The 12,556-nt window shown below is 39.5% G+C and carries 9 protein-coding genes; 2 read left to right on the top strand and 7 right to left on the bottom strand.

Annotation, left to right across the window (positions count from 1 at the left end):
* Positions 1-14: 14 nt before the first annotated feature.
* The 5 genes from Gferi_RS20720 to Gferi_RS20700 all read right to left on the bottom strand — a co-directional run bounded on the left by Gferi_RS20720 (position 15) and on the right by Gferi_RS20700 (position 5,030).
* The gene (locus Gferi_RS20720; RefSeq protein ID WP_069979893.1) at positions 15-260 is read right to left on the bottom strand and encodes a TM1266 family iron-only hydrogenase system putative regulator; all 246 of its coding nucleotides are present in this window, start codon (positions 258-260) and stop codon (positions 15-17) included.
* Between the two features lie 205 nt (positions 261-465).
* The gene (locus tag Gferi_RS20715) at positions 466-2,265 is read right to left on the bottom strand and encodes an NADH-dependent [FeFe] hydrogenase, group A6 (RefSeq protein ID WP_069979891.1); all 1,800 of its coding nucleotides are present in this window, start codon (positions 2,263-2,265) and stop codon (positions 466-468) included.
* Between the two features lie 41 nt (positions 2,266-2,306).
* Positions 2,307-4,097 carry an NADH-quinone oxidoreductase subunit NuoF gene (gene nuoF, locus Gferi_RS20710; RefSeq protein ID WP_069979889.1) on the bottom strand — a complete coding sequence of 597 codons (1,791 nt, stop codon included), beginning with the start codon at positions 4,095-4,097 and terminating at the stop codon, positions 2,307-2,309.
* A gap of 27 nt (positions 4,098-4,124) precedes the next feature.
* The gene (locus tag Gferi_RS20705; RefSeq protein WP_069979887.1) at positions 4,125-4,490 is read right to left on the bottom strand and encodes a (2Fe-2S) ferredoxin domain-containing protein; all 366 of its coding nucleotides are present in this window, start codon (positions 4,488-4,490) and stop codon (positions 4,125-4,127) included.
* A gap of 66 nt (positions 4,491-4,556) precedes the next feature.
* Positions 4,557-5,030 (bottom strand): NADH-quinone oxidoreductase subunit NuoE family protein, encoded by a 474-nt coding sequence (locus tag Gferi_RS20700; RefSeq protein ID WP_069979885.1) that lies wholly within the window; start codon positions 5,028-5,030, stop codon positions 4,557-4,559.
* Between the two features lie 471 nt (positions 5,031-5,501).
* Between Gferi_RS20700 and Gferi_RS20695 the strand changes: the two genes are divergently transcribed.
* Positions 5,502-6,056 carry a stalk domain-containing protein gene (locus Gferi_RS20695; protein ID WP_069979883.1) on the top strand — a complete coding sequence of 185 codons (555 nt, stop codon included), beginning with the start codon at positions 5,502-5,504 and terminating at the stop codon, positions 6,054-6,056.
* A gap of 70 nt (positions 6,057-6,126) precedes the next feature.
* On the opposite strand, the gene uvrA is transcribed toward Gferi_RS20695, so the two are convergent.
* Positions 6,127-8,949, bottom strand: coding sequence for an excinuclease ABC subunit UvrA (uvrA, locus tag Gferi_RS20690; RefSeq protein WP_069979881.1), 2,823 nt, complete (start codon positions 8,947-8,949; stop codon positions 6,127-6,129).
* 10 nt (positions 8,950-8,959) lie between these two features.
* Positions 8,960-10,939 (bottom strand): excinuclease ABC subunit UvrB, encoded by a 1,980-nt coding sequence (gene uvrB, locus Gferi_RS20685; protein ID WP_069979880.1) that lies wholly within the window; start codon positions 10,937-10,939, stop codon positions 8,960-8,962.
* 268 nt (positions 10,940-11,207) lie between these two features.
* On the opposite strand from uvrB, the gene Gferi_RS20680 reads away from it, so the two are divergent.
* Entirely contained in the window at positions 11,208-12,473 is a 1,266-nt protein-coding gene (locus Gferi_RS20680; protein WP_069979879.1) for a sensor domain-containing diguanylate cyclase, read from the top strand.
* The last annotated feature ends 83 nt before the right edge of the window (positions 12,474-12,556 follow it).

Here is a 12,556-nt window from a genome sequence, read left to right as displayed (position 1 = left end):
TGTACGCTCCTCCACTATTTTTGCGTAAGGGCACTCTTTACAGCAACCCCTTGCAATTTTCCCAACTTACCTGTCAGTGCACCAATCTCATCGGTTGTTCCATCCACAATGATCGATATAATACTCATTTGTTTTTCTCTATAAGGTACACCCATTCTTCCCACAATAATATTCCCATAACTGCTTAGCAGCTTGTTTACCAGCTCAACATTGTCTTTATTTTCTACTATTATAGCTACTACCCCAATCCTTTTGTTCATAACATCCACCCTTTCTCAAAAAACAAAAAACTTTCCTAAAGGTAGGAAAGTTTTATAAGTAAATGACCGCTTTCTACCCTCTTGCGCAGAAGAATCCTTGCAATTAGAATAACTATTTTCTCCTCCCACTGAATGAAATCCATTGGTCAGAATAAAAATTTATTTTTAAAAAAGCGTAGATGATCGCTCATCTACGCTTTAATGACTACTCTCTCGCGGCAGCAGCATCGTGATGAGCACTATGAACTGCTTCTGTTTTCGTTCCAAATTTTTCTCTTGCTACATAATGTGTATGCAATAGTTCATGAGCCTTATGACTGTTTGGCTTGCCTAAGAAATCTGCATACAGTTTTTGAACCATTTCATTTTTATGTGACTTTCTGAGTTCCATTACTGTGTCTTCTTCGTACAACGCCTTCGCTCTTTCTAATCTTAAGTCGCAATCCATTTTAACTTTAGCAGATACCTGTGGTTGCCCTCCACCGGTTACACAGCCACCGCTGCAGCCCATGATTTCAATAAAGTGGTATTCCTTCTCACCTGCTTTAACCATGTCTAACAGTTTTGCAGCCATAGCGGTTCCATGTGCAACAGCGATTCTAATGGTTTTTCCACCTAAAGTCACTTCTGCTTCCTTGATTCCCTCTAAACCTCTTACTGCGTTATATTCGATATTCTGTAAATCTTGTCCTTCTAATACATCCGCTACTGTTCTTAGGGCTGCTTCCATTACGCCACCAGTTGCTCCGAAAATAACCCCTGCACCTGTATATTCACCCATTAAATCCTGATCAAACTTTTCATCGCCAAGAGCCGCAAAATTTATTCTTGCCTGCTTTATCATTTTTGCCAACTCTCTTGTAGTTAATACTGCATCTACATCTTTTAGACCCTTTACATTCATTTCTGGTCTGGAAGACTCTGTTTTCTTAGAGGTACATGGCATGATAGAAACCGTAAAGATTTTTTTCGGATCAATATTTTGCTTTTCTGCATAGTAGGACTTAACAATTGCACCTACCATTTGGTGCGGTGATTTACAACTGGATAGATTATCTAAAAATTCCGGATAGTTAAACTCACAGAATCTTATCCATCCTGGTGAGCAGGAAGTAATCATTGGCAGCTTCCCGCCATTTTGAATTCTTCCCAGCAGTTCATGGCCTTCTTCCATGATGGTTAAGTCAGCACCAAAGTTTGTATCATATACTTTATCAAAACCTAGACGTTTTAAAGCTGCTACCATTTTACCTGTAACGCGTGTTCCGATCGGCATTCCGAATTCTTCTCCAAGTGCAGCTCTTACAGCAGGCGCTGTTTGTACCACTACATGCACACTCGGATCTTCAATTGCATCCCATACACGTTCAATGTCTTCCTTTTCTCTCAAAGCTGCTACTGGACAAGCAACAATACACTGGCCGCAGTAGATACAGGGTGCTTCATCCATACTCTTGTTGAAAGCAGGTGAAACCTCTGTTTTAAAGCCTCTGTTTGTAAAATCTAAAATACCAATCTTTTGCACATCTCTACAGACATTTACGCATCTTCCGCAAAGAATACATTTGCTAGGGTCTCTTACGATTGAGTGGGAAAGATCATCAATTTCCCCACGGGTATTCTCTCCCTCAAAAGGAATTTCACTGATGTTTAATTCCTCTGCCAAGCTCTGCAATTCGCAATTTTTATTTCTGAAGCAAGTTAAACACTCTCTATTGTGATTGGATAAAATCAACTCTACGGTTGCTTTTCTCGCATCTCTTACTTTTCTCGTATTTGTCTTGATAACCATGCCTTCTGAAACCGGATGAACACAGGAAGCTTGCAAGCCTCTTGCTCCTTGAAGCTCTACTAGGCATACTCTACAGGCACCCACTTCATTTACGGACTTCATATAGCATAGTGTTGGAATATCAATCCCTACAGCTTTAGCAGCCTCTAATATGGTATATTCCTTCGGCACTTCAACTTTGATATTATCTATTGTCAAAGTAACTTTTTCCATTTCGATCCTCTCCTTTTCTAATTAGATAAAAGTCCCTTTCACTATTTTCTGATAATGGCTTTGAACGGACATTTATCTACGCAAGCCCCACACTTGATACATGTTTCCGCATTAATTGTATGAAGTTCTTTTCTTTCCCCTGAAATCGCGTTAACCGGACATGCCTTCGTACACAGTGTACACCCTTTACAAGCATCGGTAATATGATAGGTCAACAGCTCTTGGCATACGCCTGCTGGACATCTTTTCTCAACAACATGTGCCTCATACTCATCCCTAAAATATTTTATTGTTGATAATACCGGATTCGGTGCTGTTTGCCCTAATCCGCATAATGAAGATACTTTAATATTTTCTGCCAATCTTTCTAGCTTATCAATATCTGCCAGTTCGCCTTTACCCTCTGTAATTTTGTCTAAAATTTCCAACATTCTCTTTGTTCCAATTCGGCAAGGAGGACATTTTCCACAGGACTCATCTACTGTAAAGTCCAAGAAGAATCTTGCAATATCTACCATACAGTTGTCTTCGTCCATAACGATCATACCACCGGAACCCATCATAGATCCTAATGCAATTAGGTTATCGTAGTCTATTGGTGTATCCAGGTAATCTGCAGTGATACATCCACCGGAAGGACCACCGGTTTGTACTGCCTTAAATGCTTTCCCGTCAGGAATTCCCCCGCCAATTTCAAAGATTACTTCTCTTAAAGTTGTTCCCATTGGAATTTCTAATAATCCCGTATTGTTAATCTTTCCACCTAATGCAAATACTTTCGTACCCTTTGATTTTTCTGTACCAATGCCTGCAAACCACTCTGCACCCTTTAAGATAATCTGTGAGATATTGGCATAAGTCTCTACATTGTTTAATAGGGTTGGCTTTTCCCATAGACCTTTAATTGCAGGGAAAGGTGGTCTCGGTCTTGGCATACCTCTTTTTCCTTCGATGGAATTTAACAATGCCGTTTCCTCTCCACAAACGAAGGCTCCAGCACCCAGCCTAATTTCCAAATCGAAATCAAAGCCTGTTCCAAATATATTTTTGCCTAATAATCCATATTCTTTTGCTTGCCCGATGGCAATTTGCAATCTATTTACTGCAATCGGGTACTCTGCTCTTACATATACATAACCTTGATTTGCACCTACAGCATAGCCTGCAATAGCCATCGCTTCGATAAGAGAATGTGGATCTCCCTCTAATACGGAACGATCCATAAATGCGCCTGGATCCCCTTCGTCTGCATTACAAGCTACATATTTTTGATCTCCTTGGGCTCTATAAGTGAATTCCCACTTTAATCCAGTTGGGAAACCACCACCCCCACGGCCACGCAGCCCTGATTTTTTAATTGTTTCAATAACATCTTCTCTGGACATCTCTGTTAAAACTTTTCCTAATGCTTTATAGCCGTCAAATGCAATATATTCTGTAATTTCTTCTGGATCGATAACTCCACAGAGTCTCAAAGCAACACGCTGCTGCTTCTTATAGAAGTCTACTTCATTAATAGAACGTACTTGATCTTCTACAACGGCTTCTTTAAATAAAAGATCTGTAACAATTCTTCCCTTTAGCAGGTGCTCTTCTGTAATTCTCGGGATGTCCTTCGCTTCAATTCTGCTGTAGAATGCGCCTTCCGGATATACGATTACAATAGGTCCGGCCTCGCAAAGGCCAAAACATCCTGTTCTAACTAATTTTACCTCATTCGCAATATTATGCTTCGCTAATTCTTCCTTAAAAGCATCTTCTATACTCATTGAACCTGAAGAAGTACATCCTGTACCTCCACAGATTAACACGTGTGATCGAAATAATTCCATGGTTTGCCCTCCTTACAAAATAGTGATTTACTTTGCAGTGCCAATCGTGAATTCTTCAACTACCTTACCGTTTACTACATGTTCCGCTATAATTCTCTTTGCCTTCTCAGGACTCATTTCTATATATGTCACTTTTTCCTCACCAGGTCTGTATACCTCAACAATTGGCTCTAATCTGCATACGCCAATACATCCTGTTTGACTTACCGTTACACCCTGTAGATTTCTTTTCTTTACTTCTTCAACCATCGCCATCAAAACAGGTCTCGCACCCGCTGAAATACCACAGGTTGCCATACCTACTACGATTCTGGTGCCTTCCCGCTCTGCCCGCAGGTCTACTTTTTTTAACGCTTCTTCACGAATCTTAGCCAATTCTTCTAATGATTTCATCAATGAATCCCTCCCGAATAAATAGATGTTTATAACGTTTTCCCGAATAGGAATGATTAATCCTATTTAATATTTTGCAATAATGCCAGGCACATCCGCTTCAACCAAACGTCCGTATACATCTTCATTTACCGTTAATACTGGTGCAAGTCCACAGGCACCGATACAGCGGGTAGCTTCTAATGAGAATTTCCCGTCTGGCGATGTAGCACCTACCTCTACATTTGCTTCCTTCTTAATTCTGTCAATAATTTTTTGAGAGCCCTTTACATAACAGGCAGTTCCCATACAGACACCAATGGTGTAATCTCCTTTTGGCTCTAATGTAAATTGGGAATAGAACGTAATAACACCGTAAATCTCTGCTAATGGAATGTTGAGTGCCTCTGATATTCTTTTTTGGGCTTCTAATGGTAAACATCCAAAGATTTTCTGGCCTTCATGAAGTACAGGCATTAAAGCTCCTTTTTTGCCCTTGTTTTTCTCGATAACAGCTTCAAGTTTTTGGAAGTTTTCCTTCGTTAAAATTTCTTTTGGCATAGTACCTCCCCTTTTCCTTCTGCAATTTATATTATAATGTCCTTCATTTATGTGTCATGCTTTATCCACAACTATCCCCATTATACCATTGAAATAAAAACTTGTGTAGTATTTTTGACAATCTCGTGTCGAATTTTGCATAATTTTATTCGTAAATAATCATTATTGACTAATTTGCTTCATTGTAGTCTGTTATATGATTACCAGTTGACATTAGGAGAATTTTTAGAATGTTTTTTGTTTTTGGTAATATTTTTATCTTTATTAGAAGTTTTTTTAAGAAAAGTAGTGTCATTGCATATGAAAAATTCAGATATTTCCAGTTATCGGTATGATTCATATTTATAACAGCGCCTTGTTGGCCACAACTTGTTATTATATTATCGTTAATACGTTAACACATTTTTGCTGTATAGACTACTCTTTTTTTGTTAAAAATCAAAATAAAAAGAATCTGCGAGGGGGATTTCTATGAAAACAATAAAGCAGAATTTATGTATACTTCTGGTATGCGTTCTATTTTCAGGTTTCATCAGTTATGGCACTGCTGATTTAACAGAAGTTAAGGCAATTCAGAAAACAGTGCACATGTCTGTAGGAAAGAATTCGTCAGCAACACAGGATGTTTTGTTCCTGGACAACAGGATTTATGTTCCTATTCGTTTTGTTTCAGAAGCGTTGGGTCTTCATGTAGATTGGAACAGCAATAAACATCAGCTCACAATTCACACAGAACCAAGCTTTACAGATTTTGATGAAGCCGATCCCTTAAATGGAGAGCGCTTTGTCTATGGAGAAATTCTATCTATCAATGAGAAGAATCGTCTATTAACCATCGAAGAGCATTATGATGACCAATATATCCATACAGAACCTCATCTCTTTGTATCCCCAGAAGCAGTAGTCATACTGCAAAGAAATGATAAAGTGATGAATTTAGATTTTAAGGATTTAAAAATCGGTGATGTGGTAGGAATGGTACTCAATAAAGAAGGGGAAATACGTGGGATCATATTAAATAATTAATATAAAGACTGCATCATAACAAGGGTCGCACACTGTGCGACCCCTACATTTTTTGTATCGTACTTGTTTATTACTCAAGAGATTTTCTAAGAAATTTACCGGTATAAGATTCTTCTGCTTTACAAATGTCCTCAGGTGTACCTACAGCTACAATATTTCCCCCGCCGTCTCCACCTTCTGGCCCCAAATCGATTACATAATCACAGGTCTTGATTACATCCAGATTATGCTCAATCACTAGTACCGTATTCCCTGTTTCCACCAATCGGCTTAAAACGCCAATTAGTTTATGAATATCGGCAATATGGAGTCCTGTAGTGGGCTCATCTAAAATATAGAACGTCTTTCCTGTGCTCCGCTTGCTCAACTCAGTAGCTAGCTTAATTCTCTGGGCTTCTCCTCCAGAGAGCTGTGTAGAGGGTTGTCCCAGTTTGATATAGCCTAAACCTACCTCATAGAGGGTCTCCAGCTTTCTTTTAATTCCAGGAATATTTTCAAAAAACTCTAAAGCTTCTTCAACCGTCATGTCCAGCACATCAGAAATAGATTTGCCCTTGTACTTTACCTCTAAGGTTTCACGGTTATATCGCTTTCCTTTGCACACATCACAAGGAACGTACACATCAGGAAGAAAGTGCATCTCTATTTTTATGATTCCGTCTCCTTTACAAGCCTCGCATCTGCCGCCTTTAACATTGAAACTGAATCGGCCTTTTTGATAGCCGCGCATTTTTGCCTCTGGCACCCTTGCATATACATCTCTGATCAAATCGAATACTCCTGTATAAGTGGCAGGGTTAGAACGTGGTGTCCTACCAATCGGAGATTGATCAATGTCGATTACCTTATCAATATACTCTAGTCCAAGAATTTCTTTGTGACTTCCCGGGCGGGTTTTCGCACGATGCAGCTCAGCAGCCATTTTTTTATAAAGAATTTCGTTGACCAAGGTACTCTTTCCGGAACCTGAAACTCCTGTAACACAGGCAAATACGCCAAGAGGAAATTTGGTATTGATATTTTTCAAATTATTTTCCTTTGCCCCTATTACTTCAATCCACTTCCCATTTGGCGTTCTTCTAACCTCAGGAATCTCAATCTTTTTTCTGCCTGATAAATACTGTCCTGTAATTGATTCCTCACAAGCCATGATCTCTTCTGCCGTACCAGCTGCTATAATATATCCTCCATTTGCACCAGCTCCCGGTCCAATGTCAATGATATGATCCGCTGTAAACATAGTATCTTCATCATGTTCTACAACAATTAATGTATTGCCGATATCCGTCAAGTTACGCAGGGTCTTCAGCAGCTTTTCATTATCCCGTTGATGCAATCCGATACTGGGCTCGTCCAAAATGTATAAAACACCCATTAATTGGCTGCCGATCTGCGTTGCTAAGCGGATTCGCTGGGACTCTCCTCCTGACAAGGTCCCTGCTGCACGATTAAGGGTTAAATATTCCAAGCCTACATCTGCGAGAAATCCAAGGCGTTCATTTATTTCCTTTAAAATTTGTCGTGCGATCATCATATTTTTTTCAGAAAGATTTAAACTGCCAAAAAAACGTAGTCCATCCCTAACTGAGAATTCTGTAGTCTGAGATATATTTTTTCCGGCAATTTTCACTGATAAGACCTCTGGTTTCAGACGTGCTCCTTTACATGCTTCGCATGGAATTAGACTCATGTATTCTTCAATTTTTTCCCTTGCGTAATCTGATACGGTTTCCTTATATCGTCTTTCCAAATTCTTGATGATTCCTTCAAAAGCAGACCGGTATTTGCGCATACCGCCGAATTTGCTCTCATAGGTAAATTCTATGGTTCTTTTTCCCGTTCCATAGAGCAGATCACTTATGAATTCCTCTGGGAGCTCCTTTATTGGTACATCCAAACTTACTCCATATTCTTTTGCTAAAGCTTCTATCATCTCAAAGTAGTAGGTTCCCTCGCTGGAGTTTGCAAGGGGCGAAACCCCGCCGTCCCGAATGCTTAAAGATGGATTCGGTATAACCAATTCCGGATCTATTTTTTGTAAAAAGCCGATACCGTTACAATGAGAACAAGCACCGTAAGGACTATTGAAAGAAAACATTCTAGGTTCCAATTCTTCAATCCCTGTACCATGTTCCGGACAAGAAAATCTCGTACTAAAGGTTAGGTCATCTCCGTCAATGATATTAACTACGACTAACCCCTCCGAGAGCGATAAGGTTGTTTCAATGGAATCCGCCAATCGCTTTTCAATACCGTCCTTTATAATTATCCGATCTACTACTACTTCGATCGTATGCTTTTTTGTTTTTGCTAATTTGATATCTTCGCTTAACTCTCTTAATTCACCATTAATTCGAACACGAACATATCCATCCTTCCTGATCGTCTCCAGAATTTTTGTATGTTCTCCCTTTCGTCCGCGAACAAGGGGCGCCAACAATTGAATCTTCGTTCCCTCAGGAAGCTCTATGATTCTATCAACAATCTGATCTACAGTTTGCTGCGTAATCTCCCGGTCACATTCGGGACAGTGGGGTGTTCCTACCCTCGCAAAAAGAAGACGCAGATAATCATAGATCTCTGTTACTGTCCCTACGGTAGAACGAGGATTTCTGCTAGTGGTTTTTTGATCAATGGATATGGCTGGAGATAAACCCTCAATATAGTCCACATCAGGTTTTTCCATTTGACCTAGGAATTGCCGGGCGTAGGCCGACAAGCTTTCTACATATCTTCTCTGCCCTTCGGCATAAATGGTATCAAAGGCCAATGAAGATTTTCCCGAGCCGCTTAATCCAGTCATCACCACAAATTTATCCCTTGGTATTGTCACATTTATATTTTTCAGGTTATGCTCCCGAGCACCCTTTACAACAATATTGTTTCTTGCCATAGTGTCACCTCTACCCTATCTTTTCCTTTAATGATAAAATTTTATCTCGTAATTCAGCAGCACGTTCAAACTGTAGATTGGCAGCTGCCTCCTGCATTTCTATTTCTAACCGGCTGATGGCTTCCTGTATTTCCTTTAGCTGCATTTCCTCTGCAGCCTTGTCTAATCCATATTTTACTGAATCCTCTGCAACCTTTGTCGCCTCAATAACATCTCGAACTTTTTTAATAATTCCCTGTGGCTTAATATTATTTTGCTGATTGTATGCCTCCTGTATTTTTCTTCTTCGGTTGGTTTCTTCAATGGCTCTGCCCATAGAGTCTGTAATCCGGTCTGCATACATAATTACTCTTCCATTGAGGTGGCGGGCAGCACGACCAATGGTCTGAATCAAGGAAGTCTCCGAGCGCAGGAAACCCTCCTTATCCGCATCTAAAATAGCGACCAGAGACACCTCCGGCAAATCCAACCCTTCCCGTAAAAGATTAATACCCACTAATACATCAAATACGCCTAACCGCAAATCTCTGATGATTTCCATCCTTTCTAAGGTATCAATATCAGAGTGGAGGTAACGTACCTTTATACCCACATCCTTTAAATATCCGGTTAAGTCTTCAGCCATCTTTTTAGTTAATGTGGTAATCAGTACCCGCTCTTTCCGTTCAATTACCCCGTTGACTTCTCCGATTAAATCATCAATCTGCCCTTTAACAGGACGTACATAGATTTCAGGGTCTAGCAGTCCCGTTGGACGAATGATCTGCTCCACAATGTTTTCACTGCGTTCTTTTTCATAAGGTCCAGGTGTTGCACTGACATAAACTACCTGATTGATTAAGCGCTCAAATTCATCAAAATTCAAAGGTCTGTTATCAAAGGCAGATGGCAAACGAAAACCATATTCTACTAGAGATTCCTTTCTAGACCGGTCCCCGGCATACATACCCCGAATCTGGGGAACCGTCACATGGGACTCATCTATAATGAGCAGAAAATCATCGGGAAAATAATCGATTAGTGTGAAAGGTTTGCTCCCTGGCGGCCTCTGCGATATGTGCCGGGAATAGTTCTCAATACCTTGGCAGAAGCCTACTTCTCGAAGCATTTCAATGTCATACATCGTTCTTTGTTGAATCCGTTGGGCTTCAATCAATTTTTCATTTTCCTTAAAGTACAGCACTCTCTCTTCTAATTCTTTTTCTATATCAAGTATCGCCCGATCCAGTTTGTCGTGGCTGGTCACATAATGGGAGGCAGGAAATATGGACACATGATTTCTCAGGCCTATGATCTCTCCAGTTAACACATTAATCTCTGTAATTCGTTCAATTTCATCCCCAAAAAGCTCAACTCGAATTGCATTTTCAGAAGAAGCGGCTGGAAAAATTTCAATCACATCACCTCGAACTCTGAAAGTTCCACGAATAAAATTAATGTCATTACGAACATATTGGATCTCCACTAATTTTCTGAGAATATCTTCCCTGCTTTTAGTCATTCCAGTACGCATAGATAAAACAAGATTCTCGTAATCAACAGGATCACCTAATCCGTAAATACAGGAAACACTGGCTACAATGATTACATCCCTGCGCTCATATAAAGCAGCAGTAGCTGAGTGACGCAGTTTATCTATCTCATCATTAATCTGGGCGTCCTTCTCAATGTAAGTATCTGTGTGCGCTACATAAGCTTCAGGCTGATAATAGTCATAGTAACTGACAAAATACTCTACCGAATTCTCAGGAAAGAATTCCTTGAATTCGCTGCATAGCTGGGCTGCTAATGTCTTATTGTGAGCAATAACCAAAGTTGGTTTTTGCACCTTTTCAATTACATTTGCCATGGTAAAAGTCTTTCCTGAGCCAGTTACGCCTAAAAGCGCTTGGGCCTTTTTACCTTCCAATATTCCTTTGGTCAAACGTTCAATGGCCTGTGGCTGATCTCCCGTGGGCCTATAATCGGAGACAATCTGAAAGTTTTTCATAAAAATACGCCTCTTTTCCATAACATACAATCAAATTATACCATAGGAATTTTTATCTATTATTGTACAATATCTTCCACCTATCAAACATTTGTTCGCATAGTAAATTATATCGTTCTCTCTTAGGAAAGTCAATTCTTCTCCTTGGTTTTTTCTCTTTTTAAAAATGTTTTATTATTACAAAATAATCTATTGCCAAAAGGATATTATCAATTTTTATAGAATGTTAACATACTATTAAATTCTATCTAAGTGAAGGTGACTTAATTTGTCCAAGAGACAGCCTATCCCATTCTCTATTGTTTTAATCCTTTTAGTAAGTATACTTTTTCTAATATATTTGAGCCTGCCTGTTTTCGGTTACACTGCAACGAAACTACACCCTGCTGTGACAGCCATTTTTGTGATTCTTCCATTGTGGCTGAATCATCTATATCATTCTAAAAATTTTAAAAAGCTAAATAATCAGTTAAGCAGCATGAACATACTCATGCGGGTAAATCGAGAACTGGCAAAGAGCAATATGTTGAATGAGGCCATGCTGGAAATTAGCAATTCGATTGTTAGCATCCATAATCTTGATGAGCTGCTGCAGCTAGTATTGGAAAAAGCTGTGAGCATCATCGACAGCGCCGATAAGGGCAGCATTATAATTACAAACTCCGATGGAAAATTAGAATATCGTGCAATTTATGGCTATGATGCAGAAAGCCTGACACACATCACTTTATCTCTAGAAGAAACCTTTATTCATGCATACACAAAGGGAGAATCCCTAAGAGCTTGCATCATTAAGAATCCTCAGGCATTTAACCGTAAAAATATGTCTGAAACCAATTTAAATAAACTTAATGATGCCCATGCGCTAGACATCCGCGCTACCATTTGTGCACCAATCATTGTCGACAAAGAGTTTTATGGTCTGATTAATGTAGATAATATTTTTGATGAAAATGCCTTCCGTGAAGAAGAGGTTCGTTTAATGGAGTATTTTGCCAACCAAGTGGGGATCGCCATTAAGAATGTCCGGCTTTTTGAAAAAACCCTCTACCTCTCTCGTCATGATGCCCTTACACACACCTACAACCGTCATTATTTTGAAGAACTGTACACCAATTTGGACAAGCGGGCAAAGCGCTACGCTGAGCGGTATTGTATTTGCGTTATTGACTTAGATGAATTAAAGCAAATTAATGATCATTTCGGGCACGTTGTTGGTGATTTAGCAATCAAGCACTTTGCTAAAACATTGATGGAGAATGTCCGGGAGTCCGATATACTCTCTCGTTTAGGCGGCGATGAATTTGTAGCCGTATTCTTAAACAGTGGCTTCGAAAATACTTATCAAAAGATTCGCCAAATTAGAGAAAAATTACTCAATAATCCTGTTTGCTATGAGGAGCATTGCTTTCATGTTCGTTTTAGCTTTGGGATTTCTTGTTTCCCGGAGGACTCTACTGAAGGACGGGATCTCATCAAAATTGCAGACCAAAGAATGTATGCAAATAAAATGAAACAAAAAACAACGATATAGCCCTTATCTACATCGTTGTCTATTAAAAAACCCCTCATCGGGGTTTTTTAATATAACTTTAGCAGCACCTTAAGTTTTTTACT

Source organism: Geosporobacter ferrireducens (assembly GCF_001750685.1).
Taxonomy (GTDB): Bacteria; Bacillota; Clostridia; order Peptostreptococcales; family Thermotaleaceae; genus Geosporobacter; species Geosporobacter ferrireducens.
This window is presented reverse-complemented; position numbering and strand designations above follow the sequence as displayed.

Bases quoted from the DNA above. Each gene is read 5' to 3' on its own strand.
- Gferi_RS20705 (WP_069979887.1), bottom strand. From the start codon at position 4,490: ATGAAATCATTAGAAGAATTGGCTAAGATTCGTGAAGAAGCGTTAAAA.
- Gferi_RS20720 (WP_069979893.1), bottom strand. From the start codon at position 260: ATGAACAAAAGGATTGGGGTAGTAGCTATAATAGTAGAAAATAAAGAC.
- uvrB (WP_069979880.1), bottom strand. From the start codon at position 10,939: ATGAAAAACTTTCAGATTGTCTCCGATTATAGGCCCACGGGAGATCAG.
- Gferi_RS20695 (WP_069979883.1), top strand. From the start codon at position 5,502: ATGAAAACAATAAAGCAGAATTTATGTATACTTCTGGTATGCGTTCTA.
- Gferi_RS20715 (WP_069979891.1), bottom strand. From the start codon at position 2,265: ATGGAAAAAGTTACTTTGACAATAGATAATATCAAAGTTGAAGTGCCG.
- Gferi_RS20700 (WP_069979885.1), bottom strand. From the start codon at position 5,030: ATGCCAAAAGAAATTTTAACGAAGGAAAACTTCCAAAAACTTGAAGCT.
- uvrA (WP_069979881.1), bottom strand. From the start codon at position 8,949: ATGGCAAGAAACAATATTGTTGTAAAGGGTGCTCGGGAGCATAACCTG.
- nuoF (WP_069979889.1), bottom strand. From the start codon at position 4,097: ATGGAATTATTTCGATCACACGTGTTAATCTGTGGAGGTACAGGATGT.